This is a genomic window from Shinella agrisoli (assembly GCF_046557955.1).
Lineage (GTDB): Bacteria > Pseudomonadota > Alphaproteobacteria > Rhizobiales > Rhizobiaceae > Shinella.
In genome coordinates this window covers 74,385-101,073 of the sequence record NZ_JBJIEP010000021.1, presented here as the reverse complement: position 1 = coordinate 101,073, position 26,689 = coordinate 74,385, and the positions used below count along the sequence as shown (strand labels likewise).

At 62.1% G+C, this 26,689-nt stretch carries 24 protein-coding genes and 2 pseudogenes; 17 read left to right on the top strand and 9 right to left on the bottom strand.

Annotated features, from left to right (window positions below):
• Positions 1 to 283: 283 nt before the first annotated feature.
• The 4 genes from ACIIOY_RS20825 to ACIIOY_RS20810 form a co-directional block, all read right to left on the bottom strand.
• Complete coding sequence (locus ACIIOY_RS20825; RefSeq protein WP_411036589.1) at positions 284 to 1,699, bottom strand: TonB-dependent siderophore receptor; 1,416 nt, start codon at positions 1,697 to 1,699, stop codon at positions 284 to 286.
• 127 nt (positions 1,700 to 1,826) lie between these two features.
• On the bottom strand, positions 1,827 to 2,813 hold the full coding sequence (locus tag ACIIOY_RS20820) for a formylglycine-generating enzyme family protein (protein ID WP_411036588.1): 987 nt from the start codon (positions 2,811 to 2,813) through the stop codon (positions 1,827 to 1,829).
• Positions 2,800 to 4,182 (bottom strand): sulfatase family protein, encoded by a 1,383-nt coding sequence (locus ACIIOY_RS20815; protein WP_411036587.1) that lies wholly within the window; start codon positions 4,180 to 4,182, stop codon positions 2,800 to 2,802. The genes ACIIOY_RS20820 and ACIIOY_RS20815 overlap by 14 nt, the downstream gene beginning before the upstream one ends.
• 81 nt (positions 4,183 to 4,263) lie before the next feature.
• Positions 4,264 to 5,172 (bottom strand): LysR family transcriptional regulator, encoded by a 909-nt coding sequence (locus tag ACIIOY_RS20810; protein WP_411036586.1) that lies wholly within the window; start codon positions 5,170 to 5,172, stop codon positions 4,264 to 4,266.
• A gap of 136 nt (positions 5,173 to 5,308) precedes the next feature.
• Between ACIIOY_RS20810 and ACIIOY_RS20805 the strand changes: the two genes are divergently transcribed.
• From ACIIOY_RS20805 to ACIIOY_RS20785, 5 genes are read left to right on the top strand one after another with little or no spacing between them, the layout of a single operon-like run.
• A complete protein-coding gene (locus ACIIOY_RS20805) occupies positions 5,309 to 6,676 on the top strand; it encodes an ABC transporter substrate-binding protein (RefSeq protein ID WP_411036585.1) in 1,368 nt (455 codons plus the stop codon).
• A 13-nt stretch (positions 6,677 to 6,689) separates the two neighbouring features.
• Entirely contained in the window at positions 6,690 to 7,619 is a 930-nt protein-coding gene (locus ACIIOY_RS20800; RefSeq protein ID WP_411036584.1) for a carbohydrate ABC transporter permease, read from the top strand.
• A complete protein-coding gene (locus tag ACIIOY_RS20795) occupies positions 7,612 to 8,442 on the top strand; it encodes a carbohydrate ABC transporter permease (RefSeq protein WP_411036583.1) in 831 nt (276 codons plus the stop codon). Before ACIIOY_RS20800 ends, ACIIOY_RS20795 begins: the two co-directional genes overlap by 8 nt.
• Before the next feature lie 8 nt (positions 8,443 to 8,450).
• Positions 8,451 to 9,527: an ABC transporter ATP-binding protein gene (locus tag ACIIOY_RS20790; RefSeq protein WP_411036582.1), complete on the top strand. Its 1,077-nt coding sequence runs from the start codon at positions 8,451 to 8,453 to the stop codon at positions 9,525 to 9,527.
• Positions 9,524 to 11,035 carry a sulfatase gene (locus tag ACIIOY_RS20785; RefSeq protein WP_411036581.1) on the top strand — a complete coding sequence of 504 codons (1,512 nt, stop codon included), beginning with the start codon at positions 9,524 to 9,526 and terminating at the stop codon, positions 11,033 to 11,035. Before ACIIOY_RS20790 ends, ACIIOY_RS20785 begins: the two co-directional genes overlap by 4 nt.
• 401 nt (positions 11,036 to 11,436) lie before the next feature.
• On the opposite strand, the gene ACIIOY_RS20780 is transcribed toward ACIIOY_RS20785, so the two are convergent.
• The 3 genes from ACIIOY_RS20780 to ACIIOY_RS20770 form a co-directional block, all read right to left on the bottom strand.
• The gene (locus tag ACIIOY_RS20780) at positions 11,437 to 12,267 is read right to left on the bottom strand and encodes an ABC transporter permease (protein WP_411036580.1); all 831 of its coding nucleotides are present in this window, start codon (positions 12,265 to 12,267) and stop codon (positions 11,437 to 11,439) included.
• A 2-nt stretch (positions 12,268 to 12,269) separates the two neighbouring features.
• Positions 12,270 to 13,226, bottom strand: coding sequence for an ABC transporter permease (locus tag ACIIOY_RS20775; protein WP_411036579.1), 957 nt, complete (start codon positions 13,224 to 13,226; stop codon positions 12,270 to 12,272).
• A gap of 67 nt (positions 13,227 to 13,293) precedes the next feature.
• Complete coding sequence (locus tag ACIIOY_RS20770; protein WP_411036578.1) at positions 13,294 to 14,844, bottom strand: ABC transporter substrate-binding protein; 1,551 nt, start codon at positions 14,842 to 14,844, stop codon at positions 13,294 to 13,296.
• A 387-nt stretch (positions 14,845 to 15,231) separates the two neighbouring features.
• Between ACIIOY_RS20770 and ACIIOY_RS20765 the strand changes: the two are divergent.
• The 5 genes and pseudogenes from ACIIOY_RS20765 to ACIIOY_RS20745 form a co-directional block, all read left to right on the top strand.
• A pseudogene (locus tag ACIIOY_RS20765) lies at positions 15,232 to 15,375 on the top strand (DMT family transporter); the annotation flags it as partial.
• A 274-nt stretch (positions 15,376 to 15,649) separates the two neighbouring features.
• Positions 15,650 to 15,886, top strand: coding sequence for a hypothetical protein (locus tag ACIIOY_RS26820; protein WP_502226623.1), 237 nt, complete (start codon positions 15,650 to 15,652; stop codon positions 15,884 to 15,886).
• Between the two features lie 84 nt (positions 15,887 to 15,970).
• Positions 15,971 to 16,663, top strand: a complete 693-nt coding sequence (locus ACIIOY_RS20755) for an SDR family oxidoreductase (protein WP_411036577.1) — start codon at positions 15,971 to 15,973, stop codon at positions 16,661 to 16,663.
• Between the two features lie 25 nt (positions 16,664 to 16,688).
• A pseudogene (locus ACIIOY_RS20750) lies at positions 16,689 to 17,311 on the top strand (enoyl-CoA hydratase-related protein); the annotation flags it as partial.
• Positions 17,312 to 17,380: 69 nt separating this feature from the next.
• Positions 17,381 to 18,151, top strand: coding sequence for an enoyl-CoA hydratase/isomerase family protein (locus ACIIOY_RS20745; protein ID WP_411036576.1), 771 nt, complete (start codon positions 17,381 to 17,383; stop codon positions 18,149 to 18,151).
• 1 nt (position 18,152) lies between these two features.
• On the opposite strand, the gene ACIIOY_RS20740 is transcribed toward ACIIOY_RS20745, so the two are convergent.
• Positions 18,153 to 18,812 (bottom strand): GntR family transcriptional regulator, encoded by a 660-nt coding sequence (locus ACIIOY_RS20740; RefSeq protein WP_411036575.1) that lies wholly within the window; start codon positions 18,810 to 18,812, stop codon positions 18,153 to 18,155.
• Positions 18,813 to 18,950: 138 nt separating this feature from the next.
• Between ACIIOY_RS20740 and ACIIOY_RS20735 the strand changes: the two genes are divergently transcribed.
• Genes ACIIOY_RS20735 through ACIIOY_RS20720 form a run of 4 tightly spaced genes read left to right on the top strand, consistent with a single transcriptional unit; the run spans position 18,951 to position 21,921 of the window.
• Complete coding sequence (locus ACIIOY_RS20735; RefSeq protein ID WP_411036574.1) at positions 18,951 to 20,162, top strand: CaiB/BaiF CoA transferase family protein; 1,212 nt, start codon at positions 18,951 to 18,953, stop codon at positions 20,160 to 20,162.
• A gap of 2 nt (positions 20,163 to 20,164) precedes the next feature.
• A complete protein-coding gene (locus ACIIOY_RS20730) occupies positions 20,165 to 20,947 on the top strand; it encodes an enoyl-CoA hydratase-related protein (RefSeq protein WP_411036573.1) in 783 nt (260 codons plus the stop codon).
• Between the two features lie 30 nt (positions 20,948 to 20,977).
• Positions 20,978 to 21,244, top strand: coding sequence for an AMP-binding protein (locus ACIIOY_RS20725; protein ID WP_411036572.1), 267 nt, complete (start codon positions 20,978 to 20,980; stop codon positions 21,242 to 21,244).
• Positions 21,169 to 21,921, top strand: a complete 753-nt coding sequence (locus ACIIOY_RS20720; RefSeq protein ID WP_411036571.1) for an AMP-binding protein — start codon at positions 21,169 to 21,171, stop codon at positions 21,919 to 21,921. The genes ACIIOY_RS20725 and ACIIOY_RS20720 overlap by 76 nt, the downstream gene beginning before the upstream one ends.
• 481 nt (positions 21,922 to 22,402) lie before the next feature.
• On the opposite strand, the gene ACIIOY_RS20715 is transcribed toward ACIIOY_RS20720, so the two are convergent.
• Positions 22,403 to 23,506 carry a LysR family transcriptional regulator gene (locus ACIIOY_RS20715; protein ID WP_411036570.1) on the bottom strand — a complete coding sequence of 368 codons (1,104 nt, stop codon included), beginning with the start codon at positions 23,504 to 23,506 and terminating at the stop codon, positions 22,403 to 22,405.
• A gap of 74 nt (positions 23,507 to 23,580) precedes the next feature.
• Between ACIIOY_RS20715 and ACIIOY_RS20710 the strand changes: the two genes are divergently transcribed.
• The 3 genes from ACIIOY_RS20710 to ACIIOY_RS20700 are packed head-to-tail and all read left to right on the top strand — an operon-like array spanning position 23,581 to position 26,643.
• Positions 23,581 to 24,822, top strand: a complete 1,242-nt coding sequence (locus ACIIOY_RS20710; RefSeq protein ID WP_411036569.1) for a hydantoinase/carbamoylase family amidase — start codon at positions 23,581 to 23,583, stop codon at positions 24,820 to 24,822.
• A 19-nt stretch (positions 24,823 to 24,841) separates the two neighbouring features.
• On the top strand, positions 24,842 to 25,741 hold the full coding sequence (gene puuE, locus ACIIOY_RS20705) for an allantoinase PuuE (protein ID WP_411036568.1): 900 nt from the start codon (positions 24,842 to 24,844) through the stop codon (positions 25,739 to 25,741).
• Positions 25,738 to 26,643, top strand: a complete 906-nt coding sequence (locus ACIIOY_RS20700) for an NAD-dependent epimerase/dehydratase family protein (RefSeq protein ID WP_411036567.1) — start codon at positions 25,738 to 25,740, stop codon at positions 26,641 to 26,643. The genes puuE and ACIIOY_RS20700 overlap by 4 nt, the downstream gene beginning before the upstream one ends.
• The last annotated feature ends 46 nt before the right edge of the window (positions 26,644 to 26,689 follow it).

The following is a 26,689-nucleotide window of genomic DNA, read 5'->3' as shown; positions in this document are numbered from 1 at the left end:
CCGATGATCACCCACACCATGCCGCTCGAGGACATCAACAAGGGCTTCGACCTCATGCACGAGGGCAAGTCCATCCGTAGCGTCGTCGTCTATTGAGAAACCTTTTCGCCGGCCGCACACCGCGTCAATCGTTTCTGTACATTCCAGACGCGCCGGGAAAGGCTTCTCCCCATTCTCGGCGTGGGCGGCGCGATTCCTCCAAATCGCGCCGCATCCAGTTGGTGAACACGATCAGGAAGCAGGTCAACTGCCTTGTCGTTTCTTCGCCCCTTGCCAAAGCACATCATCTATGATCCAGAGCGAGGGAACCTCCTGAATGGCGTGTGTGTGACACGTCTTGCGACTTTTGGTTGTTGATGGTCCAGGACGTCGGCGAGTAACCCGAATAGTTCGGATCATAAGCGTCGATCGTCCTCGGCGCGTTTCCGAGGCGATACCAGAACTCGTTCTTGAACTTCTGGTAATCGACGCCGACGAGAATTTTATGTTCGAGGGGGCCAGTGTCGACGTTCCATTGCAACTGGTTGTCGACCGAGAAGAGCGTGCCATTATTGATGATATGTGCGGCGCGTCGGTTCAGAAGACGGTCGCTGCCGATGACATAGCCGTTGGTCATGATCGCGTGGTTGTCGGTCTTCGAATCCGCGTATTGCAGGTTCTGGCGGAAGATCAGGTCGTCGCTGAAGCGGTGCTCGAATGCGTAGCCTACTGTCCCGAGCTCTCGCTTGAAACTGTCGTAGTCTTTTTCGCCGAGATAGGTGCTCGTGGAAATGCGTCCATTCGGGCTCGAATAGAGGGAGCCGACCGCCGAAACCATGGTGCCGGTCGTGCCTGAATCGTTTTTTAGATAGGAAGACAGGAAGGTGAATGTCGTGTCGTCCGTCGGGCGCCATGTGAAGCTTGGCGCGATGAACAGGCGCTTCTCATCCTGGGTATCGACCTGCGTATCCGCAATCCGGCCAAGACCGGTCAGGCGGTAGAGTAAAGAGCCATCTTCGGTGACGGGACCGCCGATATCGAAAGCAGTCTGCGCGCGGCCAGGATATCCGGTCTGAAGCTGCACCTCACCGAACGCCTCCTCGGTCGGACGCTTGCTGACGAGATTGAGAAGGCCGCCCGGAGGAACCTGTCCGTAAAGGCCGGACGAAGGGCCGCGAAGTACCTCGATGCGTTCCAGACCGTAAGGCTCAACCTGCGGCAGACCATGTGTACCGCTGAGATAGCCCAGGGGCAGTGACAGACCGTTGAGGAAGGTATTCGGCGTAAAGCCACGCACCGACGTTATGTCGTAACGGACGTCACTTCCAAGCGTCTCGGTTACAACGCCAGGAGTTCCAAGCAGTGCCTCCGATATACTTTGAGCGCCGCGCTCCTTCACTTCTGTGGTCGAGATGACGGAAACAGATTGTGGTGTCTCGATCAGGGGCGTGTCCGTTTTGGAACTACCGGCGCTTCGCGTGGCGACAATGCCGGTCACCGGCCCCCAGGCGCTTTCGCCCTGACCTTCGACAACAATGATGGAGCCGTCCGCTGCAACGGCATCAGGGGCATCGCGCGCTGTCTGACGGCTGATGATCCGCACGGTTGTCGGATTGCTGAAGGTGTAAGCTAGCCTGCCGATGCGGGGCGGTGCGAGATGTGTCATAGTTTGCAGCGTCTGCCGCGGTTGGCCGCAGACGATCTGGACCTGCCGCGTCATGGATACTGGCTGCTCGACCGCACGTTCCGGCCGGTTGCTATGCCCCAGCGAGCTGCCGCAGTGTCGCGGCGACATCGGACGACCTTAATCGTCGTGCGTTTCGACGCGCATCGGAATGCGTCCGTGATCAGGCGGGATCATGACCCATCAGCGGATCGCTCGCGCATCGAAATCCCATATGTCCGGTCGTCGTGTCCTCGTCGTTGAAGCTGCGCGCCGCGTTGCGATAGCGGTTGCAGTAGGACGCATGGCAGAGATAGGAGCCACCTTTGATCACCCGCGCGGTTCCTGCGCCGGGGCCACGAGGGTTTCGGCGCGTCTCAATGCGATTGGCTGCGTGCCAGGTCGCGCTCCAGCGGTCGCCCGTCCATTCCCAGACGTTGCCCGACGTGTTCCAGAGCCCATAGCCGTTGGGCTCGAAGCTGCGCGCCGGCGCGGTGGCAAGGAAGCCGTCCTCCGCAGTGTTGCGCATCGGAAACTCGCCCTGCCAGATGTTGCAGCGGTGTTCGCCGCCGGGATTGAGGTCGTCGCCCCAGGGAAACCGCTTGGCATCGAGCCCGCCCCGTGCGGCTTTTTCCCACTCCGCCTCTGTCGGGAGCCGCTTTCCGGCCCAGGCGGCATAGGCCGATGCATCACGCCAGGAGACATGTACGACGGGATGGTCCTCGCGTCCTTCCAGCTCGGAGCCCGGCCCATCCGGCGTCCGCCAGGTCGCGCCATGAACGGCGAGCCACCACGGAACGGCCGGCACGCTGGCATCCATGACGAAGCGGGCGGCTGCCGGATGCAGGGCCGCATGGAACACGTAGGACCAGCCGTATCGTTCGGCGTCGGTCTGGTGGCCGGTCGCCGATATGAAGCGCTCGAATGCGGCGTTGGTGACTGCAGTCCTGTCGATGAGGAAGGCATCGACGTGGACGGTCCGCGACGGGCCTTCGCCATCGGCGGCAAAGCCGTCGGGACCGTCGTCGCCCATGCGGAATGGGCCTGCCGGGATGGCGGCCATGTCGCCGGTGTCCGGGGTAGGTGGGCTGGCGGACGATGCGGAAGCGGTGGCCGGCAGGCGGTTCTCCCGGTTCGGCACGCAGCAGCCCTTGCCTTCATGCACCCCCATGGCCGCGCCCCACCTGACCGTTGCGATAGTCGTCGAGAAGGTCCCGCGGGCTCAGCCGGTGCTGCCGCTGATACCGCTCGGGATGCGGGATGATCGCCGGGTTCTCGCCTTCGATCTCCAATATCCAACCAAGGAGGCGTGCGCGAAGGTCGCTCGTCACCGCTGCAAAGGCCGGCATGCCGATCAGGTTGACCAGCTCGTAGGGGTCGCTCTCGAGATCGTAGAGCGCCGTCTCCTCGTATTCGTCGGCGCCGGACCGGCCGGCATCGTAGGGCGCCGTCACGGCATATTTCCAGCGCGCGGTGCGGATCGCCCGCCCGGTTTCGGTTTCGGAGACCTGAACGAAGCTCTCTTCCCGCCAGTCGGATTTCGGATCGCGAAGGAGCGGCAGGATCGAGCGGCCCTGCATGCTTTCCGGAACCGGAAGACCGGCGGCTTCGATGAGGGTCGGGGCGATGTCCGTGTTGTTGACCAGCGCGCGCACCCGCCCGCCGCCGTTGAAACCCGGGCCCGCCAGCGCCATCGGCACCCTGATGGAGGATTCGTGGCAGGAGCGCTTGTATTCGTCGTTGCGCGTCTTGAAGTGGCAGCCGTGGTCGGACGTGAAGAGCACGATCGTATCGTCCTCGAGGCCGAGGCTCTTCAGCGCATCGAGCAACCGGCCGAAGGCTTCGTCGAGACGCTTGACCATGCCGTAGTACCCGGGCAGGTGCCAACTCGACGTGCCCTGCAGCGTCTTGAGGTCCGGCGGGGTCCACAGGTGCTTCTGGAGCTCCTCGCGATAGCCCGTCGGAGCCGGATAATCGTCGGTATGGTTCTGGTGATGCGGCTCCAGGAAGGAGACGAACAGCAGGAAGGGTGCGTCCTTGTGAGTGTCGATATAGCGGATGGCGGCGTCCGTCATCGCATCGACGCGGTAACCCGGCAGGCGATGCTCGACGCCGTCGCCGTCGGTGAGCCGCGTGTCATAGGCGTCGGAGACGAATTCGAGATGGTTCGCCGCCAGCCAGTCCTCATAGCCGCCGCGCATGGCCGGGGGAACGGGATCCTCGCCGGCGAGATGCCATTTGCCGATATAGCCGGTACGGTAGCCGTTTTCGGCAAAGACGCGGCCGAGGGTCGGGATATCGGGGTCGAGGACGATCTCATTGCGGAAGACTCCCGTCGCCGTCGCGTAGCGTCCCGTCTGCAACGCGGCGCGCGAGGGACCGCAGAGCGGCTGACAGGTGAATGCGTTGGCGACATGCGTGCCTATCTGCGCGATCCGGTCGAAATTCGGCGTCAGCCCCATCGGGTTTCCGTGCACGCCGGTCGTGTCGAAACGCTGCTGGTCTGTGAAGAAGACGATCACGTTAGGCCGTTTTGTCACCGAAGGCTCCGCTGCTGGTGAAAGGGTGACGGACCGTAGCGGCGCCCTGTCCGGCCGGGAAATGAAATTGCGGGCCGCCGGTCATGACCAATTTTTATCGCGCAGCGGCGTGCACAGCTCATCGAGAATCTCGATCGCGCGCTGGATGATGGGGTAGCCCAACGACGATGCCCGGACCCAGACGCCGGATTCGAAGCTCCACAAGGGGGATGCGAGGGGCAGCATGCGCAGGCCCCGTTCCTGGGCGAGCGGACGGACAGGATCGACCGCCGCCGTCAGCGCCGTGGAATTCGCGACGATATCGAGGCAGGCTTCGATCGTGTGGGCCGCAAGGCCGATATGGGGCGGCGGCTGGCGAAGGTCGTCATAGGCGCGTGTGAGGCGGTCGGCGGTCTGGTCGTCACGGTGAAGAAGCACCCAAGGGTAGGGGACGGTGTCCGCCAATGTGACATGCTCTTTGCGATGAAGCGGATTGAGCGGCCCGGCGAAGACCACGACATTGGCGGAAAGCAGCGGATGGGTCGTGATCCCTTCCGGCGGATTGCCGACTAGCGCGCCGAGGATGATGTCCACGTCGCCGCGCATCAGCTCCGGGCGGGTGGGCGCGAGGAGGTCCGCGCGCAGCTCGATCATCGTGCGCGGGAAGTCGGCATGGAGCCGGCTGACGAAGCGGGCAGCAAGGCCGCTCTGATAGGCGACGCCGGCGACGATGCGCAGGACCGCCTTTTCATGCCGCTGCTCGGCGGCCATTTCCTCCGCGGCGAAGCGGTACTGGTTCTCGATGGCCTCGGCGCGTTGCAGGAAACGCTTGCCGGTACCGTTCAGGAACATGCCGCGGGCCGTGCGCGAGAAAAGTTCGGCGCCGAGCTCGGATTCGAGTCGGCGGATCGTTTTCGTCACAGCGGGCTGCGTGAGACCAATTTCCTCCGAAGCGGCGGTCAGGTTGCCCTTTCTTGCTACGGAAAGGAACGCGCGAAGATTTCTATCCATCTCATTCCCTGGAGTTATGGATAAGGCCCAATCATTTCATTTTACATCATCGCCCCGCCGGTAGTTTTGTCAATAAAGTCTATAAAATACATCGTTTTTTAGCATGGCGACTAGAGGGCCAACGGAGGATAAAGTGATGGACAGGACGTTTCGGATGGGCTGCAGGCGGGGGCGCCTGACGCTCGGTGCGGCGCTGATGGCCACGGGGCTGGCGGCGACGCCCGCGCTCGCGCAGGAGGAATTCCCGGAGGTCGGCGAACAGGTGCCGATCACTATTCTGATCAATGCCTCGCCCTGGTTCTCGGGCTATGAGGCGGCCGTCGCCCTCTACGAGGAGCAAACCGGCAATGAGGTGGAGCTCGACGTCACGCCCTATTCGGGCATGCTGGAAAAGGCCCGCAACGCCGTGCGCGGCGCGGAGAGCACCCATCAACTGCTCAATATCGACGGCGGCTGGACGGTGGAGTTCTACGAGGCGGGCACGCTGACGCCGCTTAGCGAGATCGATCCCGAATTCAAGCTGCCGGAGGAGGCCTTCGCCTGCGGGCTGACGCACTGGTGGAACGCGGACAAGCGCTGGCGCACGCCGGACGGCGGCGCGCTCTACGGCGTTCCGCCGAACTGCAACACCCACATGCAGGTCTATCGCAAGGATGTCTACGAGGAAGCGAAGCTGACGCCGCCGGTATCGGTCGACGATGTCGCGGCGCGCTGCAAGGCCGTGCAGCAGGCGTCCGGCCTCTATGGATATGTGACGCGCGGCGAGCGCGGCTCCATCCGCTTCGAGTGGTCGCCCTACCTGCTGGCGCACGGCGCCGACATCGCCGCCGACATGGAGAACGGCGACTATACCGTCACCGTCAACAGTCCCGAGGCGCTGACCGCGCTCACCAAGTTCCTCGACATCATCAAGGGCTGCGGCCCCGAGAACGTCGCGGCGCTCACCCAGAACGACGTGATCCAGCTGATGGCCGCCGGCAAGGCTGCCGAGATCCAGGTCGTGGTGGCGGCGATGTCCAGCCTGACCGATCCGGCCAAGTCCGTGGTCGCCGGCAAGCTCGGCGCCGTGCCGAACCCGACCGTCGACGGCAGGAAACGTCCGTCGCCCATCGGCAACTGGGTGTCCGCGATCCCGCAGAACATCTCGCCGGAAGAAAAGCAGGCCGCGCTCGCCTTCCTCAAATGGTTCGTCTCCAAGCCCGCCCAGCAAGCCTATGTCGAAGCGGGTGGCGTGCCGGTTCGCGGCGATGTGCTGGAGCCGCTTGCCGATGAAGAGGATTATTTCTGGGTCAAGGCGTATCTCTCCAATCTCGACGGCGCCGTGAGCCTGTTCGGCTATGCCGAAGCGGCCAAGGTGGACGAGGTTCTCGGCCTGCGCCTCAACCAGGCGCTGATCGGCGAGCTGACGCCGGCCGCCGCGCTCAATACGGCCGCTGCGGAGATCGAGGCGATCTTCAAGAGCTCCGGCCGCAAGACCGGCCGCCTGCCCGACCTCGCGCAGTGAGGCGGGCAGGGGCATGACTGTGCGTGCAGCCATTCGAGACGAAGCGGGGCGTCCTCACAGGGCACCCCGCCGCAAGCAGACGTTCCGGCGCTTCGCCCTCTGGCCGGCGACGATCCTGCTGGTTCTCCTGACGGTCGTGCCGATGGTGAACCTGTTTGCGATGGCGCTGGCGGAGATCACGATCTCGCGCGGCAGGACCGAATGGGCGTTCAAGCCGCTGGCCAATCTCGGCCTTCTCCTCGATGACACGCTGTTCCTGACCGCCACCTGGAACACGCTTCTCTTCGTCGTCCTTTCCGTTTCGGTGGAGCTCCTGCTCGGCATCGCCCTCGCGCTGCTCGCCGCCTCGGTCCGGCGCGGCAAGGGGCTCATCCGCACGGTGACCATCCTGCCTATCCTCGTCTCGCCCGTCGCCATCGGTGCGATGTGGCGGCTGATGTACAGCTACGATTTCGGCCTCATCAACCAGGTTCTCGAAGCGCTCGGCCTTGCCAAGGTCGGCTGGCTTTCGGAAACCTCGATCGCCCTCCTGTCCGTCGTCGCCGTGGATATCTGGCACTGGACGCCGCTTGTCTTCCTCATCCTCTTCGCGGGTGTCGAAGGCCTGCCGCGCGAGGTGATCGAGGCCGCGCGGATGGACGGGGCCAATCGCCGCCAGCTCCTGCGCCATATCGTTCTGCCGCTCCTGGCGCCGGCCATCGCGGTCGCCTTCATCTTCCGCTCGATCGCGGCCTTCAAGGTGTTCGACCAGGTCGTGCTCCTCACCGGTGGCGGGCCGGGCACGTCGACCGAGGTCCTGAGCCTTCGTCTCTACAAGGTCTATTTCGAGCAGAACGCCATGGGCTACGGTGCGCTTCTTTCGGTGGTCACGGTCGCGATGATCCTGGTCTTCCTCCTGACGGCGCGCCTCGGCATGCGCTGGGTGGAGGCGCGCGATGTTTGAGTTGAGAGGCCGCAGCCTCGTGCTCGGCCATGCGCTTCTGGCCCTGTCCGTCGTCTTCACGCTGGCGCCCTTCCTCTACATCCTGGCGACCTCGTTCAAGACCGAGATCTCGATCGCGACCGGTGAGGTCCTGTTCGACCCGACGCTCGCCAACTACCAGCAGGTCCTGTTCGGACGGCGCTCGAACTTCGTCCGCAACCTGTCCAACAGCGTGACCGTCGCGGTCGTCAGCACCGCCATCACGCTGGCGATCGGGCTTCTCGCGGCTTACGCGCTGGAGCGGCAGAAGCATGCCAGGCTCGTCTCCCGGCTGTTCCTGGGATGGACATTGGTCTTCCACGTCATGCCGACGCTGACGCTGGTCGGTCCCTGGTATCTGATCTTCCGATGGCTGGACCTCTACAACACGCTGACGGCGCTGATCCTCATCCATGTCGTGCTGAACCTGCCCCTGACGGTCTGGCTGCTCATGGGCTTCGTGCGCGACATTCCGGTGGAACTGGAGGATGCGGCGCGCGTCGATGGCTGTACCCCGTTCCAGGTGTTCCGGAAGGTGGTCCTGCCGCTGGTGGCGCCGGGGCTGATCGCGGCGGGCGTGCTTGCCTTCGTGTTCAGCTGGAACGAGTTCTCGGTCGCGCTCACCCTCGCATCGCGGGCCTCGGCGACGGTCCCTATCGGCATTGCCCAGTTCGCGCAGCAGTTTGAAATCCAGAACGGCCCGATGGCCGCCGCCTCCATGATCGCGATCGTGCCGGCGCTGGTGCTGATGATCTTCGGCCAGCGCTTCGTGGTCCAGGGCCTGACCGGCGGCGCCTTGAAATAGGGAAAACCATGGCAAGAGTTGATCTTGAAGGCATCGACAAGCGGTTCGGCGGGACGGAAGTGCTCTCGCAGATCGCGCTCGATATCGAGGACGGGGAATTCCTCGTGCTGGTCGGCCCGTCGGGATGCGGGAAATCGACACTCTTGCGCGTGATCGCCGGCCTCGAGGATGCGGACGCGGGGGCCGTGCGCATCGACGGCCGCGACGTCACGGGGCTCGAACCGCGCGAGCGGGACATCGCGATGGTGTTCCAGTCCTACGCGCTCTACCCGCACATGACGGTGCGCCAGAACATCGGCTTCAGCCTGAAGCTCTCCGGCCGTCCGAAGGCCGAGATCGACGCGGCGGTCGACGATGCCGCCCGGCTTCTCGGCCTTTCGGGGCTTCTCGACCGCAAGCCGCGCCAGCTTTCCGGCGGCCAGCGGCAACGCGTCGCGATGGGAAGGGCGATCGTGCGCAAGCCGGCGCTGTTCCTGTTCGACGAGCCGCTTTCCAATCTCGATGCGAAACTGCGCGTCCAGATGCGCACGGAGATCCGCGCGCTGCACCAGCGCCTCGGCGCCACCTCGGTCTATGTCACGCATGACCAGGTCGAGGCGATGACAATGGCGGACCGCATCGTCGTGCTGGATCGCGGCCGGATCGTGCAGATCGGCACGCCGCTGGAGGTCTATGCCAATCCGCTCAGCCGCTTCGTCGCCGAATTCATCGGTGCGCCGGGGATCAACATCCTGGATGGCGATATTGCGGCCGACGGCACGGTGCGCTCCGGCGGCCTCGTTCTGGGGCGTTCTTCGGCAGCGCCCGGTCCGGTCGATATCGGCATCCGGCCCGAGGACCTCGTTGCTGCGGAACAGGGGGCTTTCGACGCGCTGCCGCTCACCTTCGGCATCGTCGAGCATCTCGGCGCCGAGACCTACGTGTTCGGCGAGCACGACGGCCGGCAGATCTGCTGGCGCCGGCCCGGCTCGCAGGGGCAGGCCGGCGAGACCGTGTGGCTGCGGCCAGAGCCCGGCCGCGTTCATCTCTTCGACAAGACCACCGGCGGCGTCCTGCCGCAGATCACTGGAGCCTCTTCGCCATGAAAGCCGTTTTCCTGCTTTTCGACAGCCTCAACCGCCACCTGCTCGGACCCTATGGCGGCACCGATGTGCCGACGCCGAACTTCGATCGGCTGGCGGCCCGCTCGGTGGTGTTCGACAAGCACTATGTCGGCTCCATGCCCTGCATGCCGGCGCGGCGCGACATGATGACGGGACGGCTTTCCTTCCTGCATCGGAGCTGGGGGCCGCTGGAGCCGTTCGATAACGCCTTCCCGGAGCTCCTGCAGGAGGCGGGCGTGCACTCCCATCTGGTGACCGATCACTATCACTACTGGGAGGACGGTGGGGCCACCTATCACAATCGCTATTCGACCTTCGAGTTCGTGCGCGGGCAGGAAGCCGACCCCTGGAAAGTCGACAAGTCGAAGGACCTTGCCGAGCTCAGCGAGAAGTATCACCCCAAGCAGCGGGGCGGGGGCATCAAGCATGTCTTCGAGCCCTATATCGTCAATCGCGAATTCATCACCGAGGAGGAGGAGTTTCCCTCCTACAGGACCTTCGCGCACGGCCTCGACTTCCTTGCGCGCAACCATGCGGCGGAGAACTGGCTGCTCCAGATCGAGACCTTCGATCCGCACGAGCCCTTCCACGCCCCGGACCGGTTCAAGAATGCGTTTCGGACCGGATGGAACGGCCCCATTCGCGACTGGCCGACCTATGGCCGCGGCAACGACGAGCCGGGCGAGGCGGACGAACTGCGCGCCAACTACCGGGCGACGCTTGCCCATTGCGACCACCTGCTCGGCAAGCTGCTCGACGCCTTCGACGAATACGATCTGTGGAAGGACACGGCGCTGGTGCTGACCACCGATCACGGCTTCCTGCTCGGGGAGCATGATCTCTGGGCGAAGAACCGGATGACGATCTACCAGGAGATCGCTAACATTCCGCTCTTCATCCACGATCCGCGCGCGCCGCGCTCCGGCCGTGTCGGCGAGGTCACCCAGTCAATCGACATCGCGCCGACGCTTCTGGCGCTGTTCGGCCTGCCGCCTGCGGACGAGATGAAGGGGCGGTCGCTGGTGGGCGGCACGCACCATGACGCGGTGATCTTCGGCTATTTCGGCGGCGCTGTGAACATCACCGACGGCGCCTACACCTATCATCGTTATCCCGACGATATCCGCACTCAGGAGATTTACCAGTACACGCTGATGCCGACGCATCTGAAGACGCGCTTCACGCCAGAGGAGTTGCGCGAGGCCCGGCTGCACCCGCCGTTCGATTGGACAAAGGACGTGCCTCTCCTGCAGATTCCTGTGCAGGCCCGCTCTCCATTCTACATGAACTACGGCCCCGGTTCCCTCATCGAAAGCGATACGCGCCTCTATGACGTGGTGACCGATCCTCGCCAATCGCAACCCCTGGACGATGCTGCGACGGAGGCACGTCTCATCGCGCGGCTTGTTGATTTAATGGCGGAAAACGACGCGCCGCCCGAGGCCTACCGGCGCATAGGCCTGGAACCGCCTGAGAGGAAGGCGCCGTAGCCAAGACGGCCTGTCGGTTTGCTGACCTCCGTCGAGAGCGGTGGAGGCGAAAAAGCCGTTTCCCTATAAAGCTTCGTTATTGGATTCAATCATATGAACGATACCGGAACGCCCAGTACGTGGCGCACGTCGCGCGGTCGCTGCTGCCGAGTGAACGGGGCAGCCCGTGTCGGTACACGTCGACAGTGCGATCCTTACCTGGAACCTCGGGGGACTTTCCGGCAAACGACCGTGATCGAACCATCGGAATTCTTCAACTGAGACAAAAGCATCGTTGAAACCTTTTTTCAACAAGACAAAGCCCTGCCCACAAGGTATGCGGACAGGGCGTGCTCAATCAGCAACTATTTCTTACCCTGATATTCTTCCGGCAGTGCAACCCGTTCCTAATATGGTTTGCGCTACGCCCTCAGAAACCAGTCCACGATGAGGTTTACGCTCACCGAAAGCAGCGCGATGGTCATCGCGGGAATGAGCGGCGTGATATCGCCGTAAGCTATGAGAGCCGAGTAGTCCTTTACCATCGAACCCCAATCCGCCGCGGGGGGCTGGATGCCAAGCCCAAGAAAGGAGAGCCCGCTGATGAGAAGGAAGATGAAACAGAATCTCAGGCCCATTTCCGCAAGAAGCGCAGCGCGGAGATTTGGCAGGATCTCGAACACCATGACCCAGATATTACCTTCACCGCGAAGTCGGGCTGCCTCAACATAATCGGAGACCGCGACGTTCATCGCGACGGCCCGAACGACCCGGAATACTCGCGTGCTCTCCAGCAGAGCCACGATCACGATCAGGGATGAGATGGAGGTGCCAAAAAGCGCCAACAGCAGGAGAGCGAAGATCAAAAGTGGTATCGCCATGAAAATGTTGACGAAGGTCGATAGCACCCGATCCGTCAATCCTCCCTTTGTGGCCGCGAGGAGACCGAGGATGGTTCCGATGCCAAAGGCGACAAGTGTGGCAGCAAGCGCGATGCCGATCGTATTGCGTGCGCCAAAGATCAGCCTCGACAGCACGTCCCGGCCCAGATTGTCTGTTCCCAACGGAAAGGCCGCGCTCCAGGGCTCGAACTGGCTCCCGACGATCTGCGTCTCTCCGTAGGGGGCGATGAGCGGAGCGAATACCGCGACAATGATGTAGACGCAGATGACGAGGAAGCCAAAGCCCGCGCTGAAGGTCACGCCTCCTGCTGACCGCGACCTTCCGAGAAAACTTTGAAACAGCGTGTTCATGCTCATCTCGGGTGCAATATCCTGGGATTGGTGACGACCGATACGACGTCGGCGATCAGATTGACGACGACGTAAGTGGCGGCAAAAATCAAAGCGCAGGTCTGGACCACCGGAATGTCGCGGATCTGCACGGAGTCCACCATCAACTGTCCGAGACCCGGATAGACGAAAACCGATTCCACCACGACCACGCCGGTGATGAGGTACGCGAGATTCAGCGCGATGACATTGGTGATCGGTGCCCAGGCATTCGGAAGCGCATGACGAAAGAGCACGACGATTTCGGGATTGCCTTTCAGCCGGGCGGTTTCAATGTACTGGTTATCGAGCAAGTTCACCAATGAAACCTTGGTCATGCGCGTCATGTGAGCCAGGACGCCGAGCGTCAGAGTCAAAGCCGGAAGCACCGAGACGAAAATCCGCTCGGCCAACGTGCTTTGACTGCTGATGTCGGACAGAACGGGAAACAGCCCGGCATTGACCGCCAGCCAGAGGACGAGCACATAGGCGACGAAGAATTCCGGGAACGATATCGAGACCAGGGTCGCGAAGCTGACTGCGCGGTCGAACCACCTGTCGCGAAACACGGCGCAAAAGAGGCCCAGAGTGAGCGCGAGCGGAACGGCGATCGCGGCGGTTATCGCCGCCAGAAACATGGTGTTGGCCAGCCTGGGCGCCACAAGTTCGGCCACGTCCCGCCCGCTGGCAAATGCTGTGCCGAAATGGCCGCGGGCCACGTCCGAGATCCAAGAGAAGTAGCGCATATAGGCCGGCACGTCGAAGCCGAGACTTCGTCGAATGGCGTCTACCGCCTCCGGCGTGGCTGCCTGCCCCAGAACCTCTGTCGCAAAGTCGCCGGGGAGGAATTGCACACCGGAGAAAATCAATACGGATACCACGAACAGGGTCAGAAGACCGAGCAATATCCTCCATAGCATGAGTTGCCAGACGTTTCCCATCTCGGCTCCCGGAAGTGGACGCCGCCCTGAACTGGAAGCGGCAATTCGCCAATGCCGTTCTTGCGGATCAGGCTTCGTTGAACCACCAACGCTCGGCACTGCGGTAACCGTCAAGGTTCCAGCTCGAACCGATCTTGCCGTGACCGATCTTGCGGGACATCGCCGACACATAGTTGGCAAAGACCGGGATCACCGCACCGCCATCGTCGCTGACCAGCATCTGCATTTCCCGATACATCTCGGCTCTCTTGCTTTCGTCCAGTTCCGCTCGGGCCGACGCGAGGAGCGTGTCGAACCGCTCACTGCTCCAGTGGGTATCATTCCACTTCGTACCCGTTGCATAGACCTGGGAGAACATCCAGTCGGCCGTCGCGCGGCCTGACCAATAGCAGGTGCACCAGGGTTTCTTGAGCCAGACATTCTCCCAGTAGCCATCTGCCGGCTCCCGGATGACATTGATGTTGATGCCTGCCGCCTTGAGGTTCTGTTGATAGAGGACCGCTCCATCCACCGCGCCGGGGAAAGCGGCATCGGATGCGGACAGGTCGAGGGTCAGGTCGGTCACGCCTGCTTTTTTCAGGTGATATCTAGCCTTGTCGGGATCGTAGCTGCGCTGAGGGATATCCGTTGCGGCGAAGCGCATGGAGGGGGAGATCGGATGATCGTTTCCGACCTGCCCATATCCCCGCAGGATCGTTTCGAGATACTGCGCGCGGTCAATCGCAAACTTCAAGGCAAGGCGGACGTCCTTGTCCTTGAAAGCGCCGAAATCGGTCATCATCGGCATCGTGTAGTGCTGCGTGCCGGCGATGGATGTGATCTCGATATCCTTGTTGCGCTCGAGGAGGTGGATGGTTTTCAGATCGCAGCGATCCATCGCGTGGATCTGACCGGTCATCAACGCGTTCGTGCGGGCGGTGGCATCATGGATCGCCAACACCTCGAAGGAATCGAACCATGCCGAATTCGGCTTCCAATAGTTCGCAAAACGCTTCGTCGTGCCTTTGACGCCGAAATCGATGCTCTCGAGAACGTATCCGCCTGCACCGATGCCTGACGTATCCGCCCGGCCGTCCTTTGCCGGCATCATCGGGATGTGATAGTCGTCAAGCAGATAGGGAAAGTCGGCATTTCCCTCTTTCAATTCGACGATCACAACGCCTTTGCCATCGGCCTTGATATCGACGATCGATGATAAGATGGACTTAGCTGCCGATTTGGAATCGGCACCTCTGTGATGGTTGAGCGATGCCACGACATCCTCAGCAGTGAACGTCTTGCCGTTGTGAAACTCGACGCCCTGGCGGAGCTTGAAGGTCCAGATGCGCGCATCGGGGCTCGACTCCCAGCTTTCGGCAAGCTCTCCCTTCAGTCGCCCCTCGTTGTCGACCTCGGTGAGGTAGCCGTGAAGGCTATGGCCGAAACTCTGCATGAAGGTCGTCCAGACCGCAGGGTCCAGTGTGTCCGAGGTCGCGCCGCCGCCCACTCCAAGCTTGAAGTGGCCTCCGCGTCTGGGTGTCAACGTCTGCGCCCTCAGGGGTGACGCCAGTCCGATGAAGGCTGACGCGGCCATGGATTTTAGAAGAATTCTCCGGCTGATTTCCAAGTCGATCGACATGCGGCATTCCCCTCTTTTATAGACTGATATGCCGTATGATTAATCTCCGATAATCGATTGTCAACAATCAAGATGATTCGTATGGTCGGCGATGAACGGATCGCGAGGTCGTCGCATCGCCATTCGATGCTTCGACCGCCCCATGATCCGACCTTGTCTGAATGTCGAGGTTCTATGCATGCCGCATGGAGTAACGTCTGGGATCGCTCTTACCGTGGCAGCCTATCTGATGTTCGCCCTACAGGACGCTTTGGTGAAATGGCTCGTCGACGACTATGCGGTGGTCCAGATCCTGTTCGTTAGGAGCACAGTCATCCTCGTTCTTTGCTGGCGTGCGGCCCCCGCGGACTCGCGATCAAGGCCGTCAGATCACCCATTGTAAAGGTCATGATCGTGAGAACGGCGCTCCTGCTCGGCGCGTGGACGGCCTATTTCTCTGCCGCGCGAGACCTCAGCCTTCCAGAACTCACCACCCTTTATTATCTGTCGCCAGTGCTCATCACGACGCTGGCGATTCCTTTCCTGAGGGAACGCGTGACGACCGCCAGGTGGCTTTCCGTCATTCTGGGGCTCGCGGGGGTACTCGTCGCCGTCAATCCGCTCACGCAGGGCTGGCGCCCGGATACGGGCAACAGCCCTGGCGTTATTCGCCGCGTTTCTCTGGGCGGTATCCACGCTGTTGCTTCGCAAATCCGCGATGGGGGAAAGAACCATTGTTCAGATGACTGTGTTCAGTGCCTTGCTGGTCACCGCTACGGGTGTCATCTCGATTGGGTACTGGAAACCCGTTTCCATGGGAGCGGCAATGCTGATGATCCTGACTGGCTCCTTCGCGGCCATCGGACAACTGGCCCTGTTCGAAAGCTTCCGGCGCGCGCCGGTATCGGTTCTGGCGCCTTTCGAATATTCCGCGCTCGTATGGGCTTTCATCCTCGGCGCGATAATCTGGGGAGATATCCCGCATGCGAACGTTTTCGTGGGGGCTGGGCTGATCGTCATCGCCGGTGTCATCGTCGTTTTGTTCGAGCGCAAATCCGCGTGAAACTGCTCATCAGGTCATCCTTGACACGTCCCTGAAATGCGCGTACCCCATGATCGATTGTCAACAATCGATCATGGGGTGAAGATGTCGGCGATAATTGTGGGAGCGGGGCCGGGCCTTGGTGCAGCGCTGGCGATGCGGTTCGGACAAAACGGTGAGCCTGTCGCGGTTATATCCAGGACTTCGGAATCCACCCGAAAGCTCCTGGATGATGCAAAAGCTTGCGAGGTTAATATCCGCGCCTTCCACGCAGACGCAGGATCCCGTTCCTCACTCGTGCAGGGCCTGTCGGCCGCCATGAAGTGGGCCGGTTCGCCGTCCGTGTTGATATATAATGCCGCCTCTTTCAATGAAGAGACAGCCGAAACGCTCGATATCGAAGCCTTGGAGCGGGATTTCGCCGTCAATGTGGTCGGTGCAGTCCAGAGCGTACAGGCCGTATTGCCCGACATGATCGCCAGGGCGTCCGGAACGATCCTCCTTACATCGGGAGGACTGGCTCTCAATCCGGTCGCCGCATGGAGCTCGCTGGCCATGGGCAAGGCCGCCCTTCGTGCCTATGCCTATTCGCTACACAAGTCGGTTCTGGATCGCGGCATCAATGTCGCCACCGTGACGATCTGCGGATTGATTGAAGCCGGTGGTCTTTTCGACCCTCATCGTATCGCTGAGGAATACTGGCGTCTTCACGCACAGCCGCGCGCCGGCTTCGTGCCTGAACTGGTCTACAGCCCCGAAGGCGCTCGTCTCGACTACAACGATGCCAAGGCAGATTGACGCGGGTCTTGATGGGAAGCGAGAAATGATCCGAACGCGTCGCGATGGCGGTATTCTGGAGATAACGATCGATCGTCCCAAGGCAAACGTTATCGACCTTGCGATGTCTCGCAAGTTGGGACTGATCTACCAATCCTATCGCGATGATCCGGATTTGGCCGTGGCAATCTTCCGAACGGAAGGGAGCCGCTTCTTTTCCGCTGGCTGGGACCTGAGGGCGGCCGCAGCGGCGGCTTCGGCGGCCTGCAGGAATTGCGCGATCTCGACAAGCCGGTGATAGCCTGTGTCGACGGCATGGCGGTGGGTGGCGGATTTGAAATGGCGCTTGCCTGCGACCTCATCCTCACATCGGACCATTCACGCTTTTGTCTGCCGGAGATTCATTCGGGTATCCTCGCCGACGCGGCGACCCTGAAGCTCACCAAGCGTATTCCCTATCATGTCGCCATGGAAATGCTGTTCACTGGGCGTTGGATGGATGCAGCGGAGGCGTTGGGATGGGGGCTTGTCAATGAAGTGCTTCCGTCAAACCTTCTTGAAGAGCGTGCTTGGCAAGTGGCACGGGCTCTTGCCGCCCGATCCGCGACGATTTCGGCGATGAAACACATCACGCGGCTTGCAGAAGGTCTGACCGTCTCGGCGGCTCTCGCCGGATTTGCCGGATCCTATTGAAACGAAGACCGGCCCTGCGTGCTAGACCCTTGAAAAGGATATTCCATGTCATCCAACCCGTTTGCGGAATTCGAGGTCATTCGCGTCGAGGATCGCGGCCCGATGCGCCTTGCGACGATCAACCGCCCGGCCAAGGCGAATGCGCTGAACAGCACGGCGCTTGCCGAACTCGAAGCCGTCGTTGACGCCACATCGGGCAATGATGCTATCCGCCTTTTCGCAATTACGGGAGCAGGCGAGAAGGTGTTTTGCGCGGGAGCTGATCTCTTTGAAGCGACCGGACAAAACTCCAAAAGCGACTCGGCCATGGCCAATGATCAGCGTTGGGATGCTTTGACCGCACGCATCGCCGCATTGCCGTGCTTCACTGTGGCGCTTGTGAACGGAGCTTGCATCGGCGGTGGCCTGAGTGTCGTGCTCGCATTCGACTATCGTCTGGGCGCTCGCCACGCCTATTTTCGTTATCCGGTTGCCAAGCACGGCTTCATGCCCTCTGTCGCTGATCTCGCCCGCCTCAAGGCGATTGCAGGCAGGTCCGTGACGCGCAAGCTGTTGGTGCTGGGACAGGCGATCGCGATGCCCGCCGCGCTTGAGGCGGGGCTACTGGACGAACTGGTGGATGAGGGCGGTGCTTGGAAAACTGTCGACACGCTCGCGGAACAGGTGATGGACGGCCAGGCGACGTCACAGCTCGCGACGAAGCGCCTGCTCACGCAGGATGGCGCGTCGCCTGAGGTCATCGACCTTTGCTACCGCGCGGTCTATGACATGGATCATGACGCCATCGCGGAACTCAGGACGCTGGGTGCCGAATGAGCTATTGCGTATGAGCCAGGCTGCCGAGGTCGGCCGAGGTTGCCGAGGCGTAGTTATTGCGTGTGGCCTGGCTCGCTGCCGTCGCATCTCCCGACAGGAGGCCGTCATAGATCGGACGGTGCCACTCGACCAGCTCGATGCTCGACGGTTTGTGCTTCTCGGACCAACGATAGATCCACTCCACCTGGAGAAGGAGCGCCTCATATACTTTGATGAGCTTTGAGTGTCCGCTCAACTGTACGATCGTGCGATGGAAGTTCAAATCCGCCTCGGTCCGGTCGGACTCGCCGCGCTGGGCCTTTGCCAGGGCTTTGAAAGCTGCATCCAGTTTCGACTTGCCGGCCTCATCCAGCCTGCCGACGACAAGGCTGATTGCAAGTTCCTCCAATGCGCCTCTGAGTGAATAGACCTCACGGACTTTGATTTCAGTAATATCGGAAACCGCCCAGGCGCTGTAGGGCTTTCTAACGACGAGTTCGTCCTTCTCAAGTTCGAGGAGCGCTGTGCGAACCGTGCTCCGGCCGATGCCTAGGCCGGCCGCAAGCTCCATCTCGGTGATACGCTCCCCCGGCGCGAGGTGGCCATGAATGATGTTGTTCCGGAGTTGATCGACAACTGCATCGACGCTGCTGCGCCGTTCGACTGTACTGAGCTTCACCATATGGCCTCCGATCGTTTCCATTGCGCCAAAAGCTGAAGGGTTGTCAACAATCAGCCTTGCCATATGAGTGACAATCGATTGTTGACAATCAATCATCGTACTGTAAGCTCCATGCAGTAGACCAGAAGAAAGCCGCACATGAGACCCATCCGCGTCATCGATCTAACCCAGCACCTCTCGGGGCCTTATTGCACATGGACGCTCGCGACGCTCGGTGCCGACGTCATCAAGGTCGAAGCGGTGGGGAAGGGTGACGGATCGAGGGAAACTCCGCCCTTCGCAGGGGAGCGCAGCATCTATTTCGATAGCCTGAACCGGGGGAAGAGAAGCGTTGCGCTCGACCTGAAGTCCGCCGAAGGCCGGACGATATTGGTGGAACTGCTGCGGGACGCCGACGTCTTGGTCGAAAATTTCCGTCCGGGCGTCCGTGACCGCCTTGGTTGCTCCGACGACGCTCTTGCGAAGATCAATTCCCGGCTGATCGTCTGCTCCATCAGCGGCTTCGGCCAAAAGGGCGAGTTTTCGAAATACCCCGCATACGACATCGTCGCCCAGGCGATGAGCGGAATGATCAGCATCAACGGATCGTCCGGCAGCCGGGGCGTGCGGGTCGGCTTCTCCATCGGTGATATAGCCGCTGGCCTCTTTGCTGCGATCGGCATTCTCGGCCGCCTTTACGAACGCGATGCGCGAGGAAACCATGTGAAATTCCCGCTCGACATATCCATGGTGGGATGCCAGGTAGCCATGTTGGAGAATGCCTATGCCCGTTTTCTGAATGCGGGGGAGGTACCTTCGCCCATGGGGTCCCGGCATCCGTCCATGGCGCCGTTCGAGACCTATACCGCTTCCGACGGCGCGTTGGTGATCGGCCTTGGAACGAACGCGGACTGGCCTCGATTCTGCGCCGCGATCGACGCTGCGGAAATCGAGCACGACCCGCGTTTCCGGGATACTCCGGCAAGGTTGGCCAATCGTGACGAACTGGATGATGTCATCAACGGCAAATTGGCGCACCACGGCGTCGGGTACTGGCTTGCGGTGCTGCGCGCGGCCAATATCGCGTGTGCGCCCGTCATGAGCGTTCCCGATTTCGCATCCAGTGCCTATGCGAGGGATACAAGCGCATTCATTCCTGTCATCGATAACCCTTCCGCCCTCTACAGCAGGCACCCCCTGGCCCCACCGGAGCCGTCACCTGCTTCGCCGATCCTCGGTGAGCACACGCGCGAAGTCCTTCTTGCTCTTGGCTACACGGCCGCCCGCATAGAGGAACTAGCAGGCGCGCGGTGCATTCAGGTGGCAAATCCGGAGACGACCACCCACGGTCGGCAAGCGGCGGGTGGATGAGAATGGGCCACGAAGCGATAGGATTTCACCGGGATGGTGCGATTTTGCGGATCGAGATCCGCAACCCGCCGGGCAACGCTCTCGATAGCCACATCTCTCGTGCTCTCGGCGAGGCGTTCAGAGACTTTCGCGACGATCCGGAACTACGAGTGGCGGTGTTATCTGCGAAAGGAAACGTTTTCTCGTCTGGGGCGGAGCATGGGGTCCATCCCTACCGCGAAACCTGCTTCGGTGAACACGGCGTCGGTGGTTTCGGAGGGCTTCAGGAGCTCAGGGCGTTGAACAAGCCGGTTGTCGCATGCATCCAGGGACCTGCGGTGGACGCGGGAATGGAGCTCGCGCTCGCCTGCGATCTCATCTACGCGTCCGATACGGCCAGTTTTACGCTTTCCGCTCTCGACAAAGGGGATATTTGCGCGGGAGCCGCTATCCGGCTTCCCAGACGCGTCCCTTATCACATTGCCATGGAAATGCTCTATACCGGACGGACCATGGAGGCGCGGGAAGCGCAAAGGTGGGGTCTTGTCAACGACGTCCTGCCTTCCGACGCGCTTGTGACGAAAGTCGACGCCCTCGCGGCGAAGCTCGCGGCAGGTCCGCCCCTTGTTTTCGCGGCGATCAAGGAAGTCGCGCGGGTTTCGGACGGCGAGGCATTCCAGACGACGATGAATCGTGTCACCCGCCGCCAGTTGCCAACGGTTGACGCACTGTATGGCTCGCAGGACATGATCGAGGGCTTCAAGGCCTTCACCGAAAAGCGCGCGCCTGTCTGGCAAGGCCGGTGAGCGGCGGGCGAATTGTGGGAAAGCTTAATCATGTCAAATCATCTCTTTGACAGCCTTCAATCCGGGATTGAGGATGTCGACAGGATATTCGTCGAACTGCCGGAGGGAAGGGCATTCACCTTTCGCGACAGCTGGGCGATCTCCGCCCGCATCGCCCACGCGCTCGTCGGGCTCGGCCTTCGCCGGGGAGACCGTGTCGCGGTTCAGACGGAGAAGAACGTTTGGACCATCATACTGTATCTGGCTTGCGTCCGGAGCGGCGCGGTCTATCTCCCCTCAACTCAGCCTATACCCTGAGGGAACTGGACTATTTCCTGGGCGATGCGAACCCGCCTCGTCGTAACGGACATAGATCGGCGGGAGGGGCTGACCGGTGTTGCGACCCTTCACAGAGCGCTGGTAGCCACACTGGATGTGGATGGCACCGGCTCCCTGCTGGAGCTGGCCGGCGAGCAATCCGCCGGCTTCGCGAATGCGGCCCGGGAACCCTTGCCGCGATCCTTTACACGTCCGGTACGACGGGTCGCTCGAAAGGGGCTATACTGGCGCATGAGGACCTGCTCTCCAATGCGATGGTGCTGAAGGATCACTGGCGCTTCGGCCCGGACGACAGGCTCATCAACGCATTGCCCATCTTCCACACCATGGGTTTTCGTGGCGACCAACGTTGTCCTTACTTCCGATGCCTCGATGTATTTCCTTACGAAATTCGATGCCGACCAGGTCATTGCGGCCCTTCCCCAAAGCACCGTGCTGATGGGCGTGCCGACGTTCTATGTCCGGCTGCTCCAACACGAACATCTCGGCCGTTCGCAGACCGCCAACATACGGCTCTTTATTCGGTTCGGCTCCGTTGCTTGCGGAACGCACCCGGCCTTCGAGGCGAGAACCGGGCATGCGATCGCGGCGCCATCCGGGCCGTCCCGAAAGGCCAGTGGGAAGCTTCCACGGCGCTCAACACACCGAACCGGTAACGCTCGTGGAGCTTTTCTTTCTGGTGATGAGCCTCCTCTCCGCGGGACTGGTCCGCGTCATGGACGGCTGGCTTTCGAGGAGATACGGATGACCGAGATGCCCATGCTACGGCGCCTTTACCGTTCTCGACAATATCAACCTCGACATCGCGCGTGGCGAGAAGGTCTCGATCATCGACGAGGTCTTCCAGATCTACCGTCTCCGGTTGGAACTTGCCGAACTGGTCGGCAAGCTCGATCCGCTCCCGCGCTCTCCGGACGATCTCAACAGAATCCGCGCGCTCGTCAAACACTGCGACGACGAGATTTAGGAGCATAACCCGCGCAGCAAGAATAACTTCTCGGAAATCCAGATATGGTCATGTGCGTCGCCGCTAGCGCCGATCAGCGACATCGTCTTGATGTACGTTCTGATGACCTTTTTTCACTTGCCGCCGTGCCTGAAACTGCTACCGCGCAGGTCGCGGCCCATCTGGATCATTCAGACCTGAGAGTCAGTGGGCGGACTATTGCCTCCGATATCGTTGCGCATCAGCGCGATTTCATTCGGCTCTGCGCGGGGACGCCGATCATGCGCACCATGCCGATCGCCGATGCTGGCGTCGGTATCGCTTTTTCCGTTGGCCGCAACGACCGCCTCGGCGGTTCCTTCCAGCAACTGATGGGCCGGCAGCCCGTTGCTGATCGGCCGTATCGAGTAAATCTGCAAGGGGGCCGACTTTGGATCGGATCGCAGTCGCCTCAGCCGCCCGTGCTCGAGCTCCCGCCGATAGAGCCGTTCCGGCAGATAGGCGAGGCCCAGTCCGGCGATCGCCAGATCGGCGGCCGTGCGGAAGGTGTTGCAGATCGTTAGGTTACGGAAGTGGACGTCGTTTGCGGTTATCCAGTTTAGGGTAGAGCCGCGGAACTGCCATTCCCGCGACGTGGCGATGACCGGCAGCTCGCTCAGGCTCCGCGGCGTGACGGTTTCCGGTATCTCGGGAACGGACGGACTGCACATCCAGCAGAAATTGATCGATTCGAGGATCGTGGATGCGAAGCGGGATTGGGGCATTTCACAGGCCGCAAACGCCATATCGAGGGCGCCTCCATCGAGCTTTTCCTCGATGACGTGCGAAAGCGCGACCTCGATCTCGAGCTGCAGGCGCGGATAGGTGCGGCGCACCACGCTGATCAGCTCCGGCAGCCAGGTCAGCGCAACGATCTCGGCCACGCCGAGCCGGATATAGCCGACCACCTCCTCCTTCGCCGCAGCCGCTTGCCGGAAGCGTTCGGCGGCCAGGAGGATCTCTTCGGCAAGGGGCATCAGCAGCACGCCTTGGTTGGTGAGCCGCGCCGTCCGTTGCGAGCGGTCGAACAGGGGGACGCCGATGCGCATCTCCAGCTCCTGGATGCGCATGGAGATGGCGGATTGGGTCGCGTTCAGGCGATGGGCAGCCTGGGCGAAGCTGCCCAGCCGGGCCGCCCAGTAGAACGTCTCGATATGCCGGTGGTTCATTTCCGCCTCCGAAGCTCTCCGGCGATACTTCAATTTTCCTGATATTTCGTCAATCGAAGAATTCGTTTTTCCTGGCATGCCGCGCATGGAATGAATTTCCCATTACCGGCTATGGCCATGGGGCCGACTGCTGGACAGAATACGAGAGACAGCGAGGAAACGTGTCTACCAAGCACATCGAGATCGACCCGGCATTCGTCGAGAAAACCATCCTGGAAATCTCCGCGTTCGGAGCAGTTGGGGAAACGGGCGTTTCCCGCACGGTCTATTCGCCGGAATGGGTCGGGGCGACGGACTACTATGCCGATGCCTGCGCGGCGGCGGGGCTGGAGGTGCACCGCGACGCCGTCGGCAACGTCTGGGGCAGGCTGAGAGGATCGACGGATGAGAAGTCGATCGCCTCCGGCTCCCATATCGATTCCCAGACGCCCGGCGGCCGCTATGACGGCACGCTGGGCGCGCTTGCCGCGCTCATCGCCCTCAAGGCGCTGAAGGAGCAGTTCGGCACGCCGAGGCGGACGATCGAGGCCGTGGCGTTCTGCGAAGAGGAATCCAGCCGATTCCCGAATGCGAACTACTGGGGCTCGCGCGCCGTCACGGGGCGCATTTCGCCCGAGGATCCCGAGCGCGTCATCGCCTTTTCCGGCGAGACCATCGCGCAGGCGATGCGCGACGTCGGGCTCGATCCGGCACGCATCCCCGAAGCCCGTCGCGACGACATCGGCAGCTTCGTCGAGCTGCACATCGAGCAGGGGCCGATCCTGGAACAGGCGGGCCTTCCCGTCGCCATCGTCGACGCGATCACCGGCATCCGCCATTACCGCGGCGAGATCAGGGGCGTGCAGAACCATGCGGGCGCCTTCCCGATGGACATTCGCCACGACCCGCTTGCCGGATTCGCCGAAATCGCCTCCGGGCTGATCAATACGGCGCACCGCATCGGCCGGCCGGCGGTCACGACGATCGGGCGCGTCGTCGTCGAGCCGAATTTTCCGGGCATCATCCCCGCCAAGGTCGGCTTCACCATCGATGCGCGCCATCCCGACCCGCAGGCGCGGCGCAGGCTTTATGCGATGCACGAGGGCCTGATGCGGGAAGTCGCCGACCGGCGCGGCCTGGAGATCGACTGGGAGGTCATGCTCGATCACGAGCCATCCCCGTCCGACCCCGCCATCGTATCGACCCTCCAGCGCGTCGCCGCCGAGCAGGGCGTGCCGTTCATGACCATGGCGAGCGGCGCCGGCCACGATTCGCAGCAGATGGCGGCCATCGCGGATGTTGCGATGATCTTCGTCCGGTCGAAGGACGGCCGCAGCCACACGCCGGACGAATTCTCGTCGGTCGAGGACATTGTGGCGGGGATCCGCGTTCTGGCCGCAGGGCTGCACGCACTGGCATATTGAAGAACAGAGGAGACATTCCATGGTCTATCCGCGCGATCTGAAAGGTTATGGACGCAATCCGCCCGATCCCCGGTGGCCGGGCGGCAAGAAGCTCGCCGTGCAGTTCGTCATCAATTACGAGGAGGGCGGCGAGAACTCGGTTCTGCACGGAGACCGGCAGAGCGAGGCGTTCCTCACGGAGGAACCGACGCCCGCCTTCGCGAACATCCGCAACATCAATGTCGAGTCGCAATACGAATACGGCAGCCGCGTCGGCTGGTGGCGGCTCTACAGCATGTTCACGCAGCGCAATTTTCCGGTGACCATCTTCGGCATCGCGGCCGCCTTGCAGAAGAACCCGGACGCCGTGGCCGCGATGAAGGAGGCGAATTTCGAGATCGCCTCGCACGGGCTGCGCTGGATCCAATATGCCGAGATGCCCGAGGAGCAGGAAAGGGCGCAGATCGCCGAGGCGATCCGCATCCACACCGAAGTGACGGGAACGCGGCCGACCGGCTGGTACACCGGGCGGATGAGCATCAACACGCGCCGCCTGCTCGTCGAGGCGGGCGGCTTCACCTACGATGCCGACTCCTTCGCCGACGACTTGCCCTACTGGGTCGAGGTGGAGGGACAGGATCATCTCGTCGTGCCCTATACGCTGGACAACAATGACGGGCGCTACGTGAACACCTTCGGCTACCAGTCGCCGAGCTTCTCCGCCTACCTGATCCAGGCCTTCGACTTCCTGCGGCGGGAAGCGCAGGTTTCGCCGCGCATGATGAGCATCGGCCTGCACACGCGGATCGTCGGCCGGCCCGGCCGGGCGGCGGATCTGGAGCGGTTCCTCGATCATGTGGCGGCCGCGGACGACGTCTGGGTCACCCGCAGGATCGACATCGCCGACCACTGGCGCAACACGCATCCTGCGCGGCCATGAGCGGCGCCGTTCTCGTCACGGGCGCGGCCGGCCTCGTCGGGAGAGCCGTGGCCTCCACGCTGCGAAGGGAAGGGACCGCCGTGTTCGGCCTGGATCTCGCCGACGATCCGGGCGGGAGCATCGTCGCCTGCGACCTGCGCGACGCACGGCGGCTGGCGGCAATCACGCAGTCCCGCGAGATTTCGGCCATCGTCCATTGCGGCGCGGTCTCGGGGCCGGCCCTCCACCGGGACGATCCCGGCTATGTGGCGCGGACGAATATCGAAAGCACCGTGAACCTGCTGGAACTCGCCGTCGCGCGAGGCATACCCCGTTTCGTCTTCGCCTCCTCGGCTGCCGTCTATGGTCGGACGCCGGAGGATGTGATGGTGGAAGAGGAGCGGCCGCTGCATCCGACGTCCATCTATGCCGCCAGCAAGGTAGCCGGAGAAGCGTTGGTGGAGGCCTGTTCGCACCAATGCGGCCTTTCGGGCGTGAGCCTGCGCATCGCGGCCGTCTACGGGCCGGGTCGCAGGACGCCCTGCGCCATCCGGGACCTGATCCTTGCCGGGCTGGAGGGCAAGCCGGCCTGCCTGTCCTACGGACGCGACCAGCGCTACCACTACGTTCACGTCGGGGATGTCGCCGACGCCGTCGTCGCGGCGGTCCGCGCCGGGTCCATCCGGAAGCCCGCCTATACGATCGCGGCGGACCGGGGCATTACGATGGGCGACTTGGCAGAGCTTGTCCGGAAGATCGTACCAGGCCCGCCGGTCCTCGTCGGCGACAAGGAGGATCCGCTTTCCGATCCGCAAGGTCCCTACGACCTGGATGCGGTGGCCAGGGATCTCGGCTGGCGCGCGCGGATTACCCTGCCGGAGGGCATCCGATCCTACGCGGCTGCGCTACTTCAGGAAATTTGAAGCGACTTCTTCAAATCAATTCGATTGCATGAAATGTCAGAGGTTA

Bases quoted from the DNA above. Each gene is read 5' to 3' on its own strand.
- ACIIOY_RS20780 (WP_411036580.1), bottom strand. From the start codon at position 12,267: ATGAACACGCTGTTTCAAAGTTTTCTCGGAAGGTCGCGGTCAGCAGGA.
- ACIIOY_RS20795 (WP_411036583.1), top strand. From the start codon at position 7,612: ATGTTTGAGTTGAGAGGCCGCAGCCTCGTGCTCGGCCATGCGCTTCTG.
- ACIIOY_RS20740 (WP_411036575.1), bottom strand. From the start codon at position 18,812: ATGGTGAAGCTCAGTACAGTCGAACGGCGCAGCAGCGTCGATGCAGTT.
- ACIIOY_RS20700 (WP_411036567.1), top strand. From the start codon at position 25,738: ATGAGCGGCGCCGTTCTCGTCACGGGCGCGGCCGGCCTCGTCGGGAGA.
- ACIIOY_RS20790 (WP_411036582.1), top strand. From the start codon at position 8,451: ATGGCAAGAGTTGATCTTGAAGGCATCGACAAGCGGTTCGGCGGGACG.
- ACIIOY_RS20730 (WP_411036573.1), top strand. From the start codon at position 20,165: ATGGGCCACGAAGCGATAGGATTTCACCGGGATGGTGCGATTTTGCGG.
- ACIIOY_RS20735 (WP_411036574.1), top strand. From the start codon at position 18,951: ATGAGACCCATCCGCGTCATCGATCTAACCCAGCACCTCTCGGGGCCT.
- ACIIOY_RS20715 (WP_411036570.1), bottom strand. From the start codon at position 23,506: ATGCGCGGCATGCCAGGAAAAACGAATTCTTCGATTGACGAAATATCA.
- ACIIOY_RS20810 (WP_411036586.1), bottom strand. From the start codon at position 5,172: ATGGATAGAAATCTTCGCGCGTTCCTTTCCGTAGCAAGAAAGGGCAAC.
- ACIIOY_RS20825 (WP_411036589.1), bottom strand. From the start codon at position 1,699: ATGACGCGGCAGGTCCAGATCGTCTGCGGCCAACCGCGGCAGACGCTG.
- ACIIOY_RS20755 (WP_411036577.1), top strand. From the start codon at position 15,971: ATGTCGGCGATAATTGTGGGAGCGGGGCCGGGCCTTGGTGCAGCGCTG.
- ACIIOY_RS20820 (WP_411036588.1), bottom strand. From the start codon at position 2,813: ATGGGGGTGCATGAAGGCAAGGGCTGCTGCGTGCCGAACCGGGAGAAC.
- ACIIOY_RS20805 (WP_411036585.1), top strand. From the start codon at position 5,309: ATGGACAGGACGTTTCGGATGGGCTGCAGGCGGGGGCGCCTGACGCTC.
- ACIIOY_RS20785 (WP_411036581.1), top strand. From the start codon at position 9,524: ATGAAAGCCGTTTTCCTGCTTTTCGACAGCCTCAACCGCCACCTGCTC.
- ACIIOY_RS20745 (WP_411036576.1), top strand. From the start codon at position 17,381: ATGTCATCCAACCCGTTTGCGGAATTCGAGGTCATTCGCGTCGAGGAT.
- ACIIOY_RS20770 (WP_411036578.1), bottom strand. From the start codon at position 14,844: ATGTCGATCGACTTGGAAATCAGCCGGAGAATTCTTCTAAAATCCATG.
- ACIIOY_RS20775 (WP_411036579.1), bottom strand. From the start codon at position 13,226: ATGGGAAACGTCTGGCAACTCATGCTATGGAGGATATTGCTCGGTCTT.
- ACIIOY_RS20800 (WP_411036584.1), top strand. From the start codon at position 6,690: ATGACTGTGCGTGCAGCCATTCGAGACGAAGCGGGGCGTCCTCACAGG.
- ACIIOY_RS26820 (WP_502226623.1), top strand. From the start codon at position 15,650: ATGCTGATGATCCTGACTGGCTCCTTCGCGGCCATCGGACAACTGGCC.
- puuE (WP_411036568.1), top strand. From the start codon at position 24,842: ATGGTCTATCCGCGCGATCTGAAAGGTTATGGACGCAATCCGCCCGAT.
- ACIIOY_RS20725 (WP_411036572.1), top strand. From the start codon at position 20,978: ATGTCAAATCATCTCTTTGACAGCCTTCAATCCGGGATTGAGGATGTC.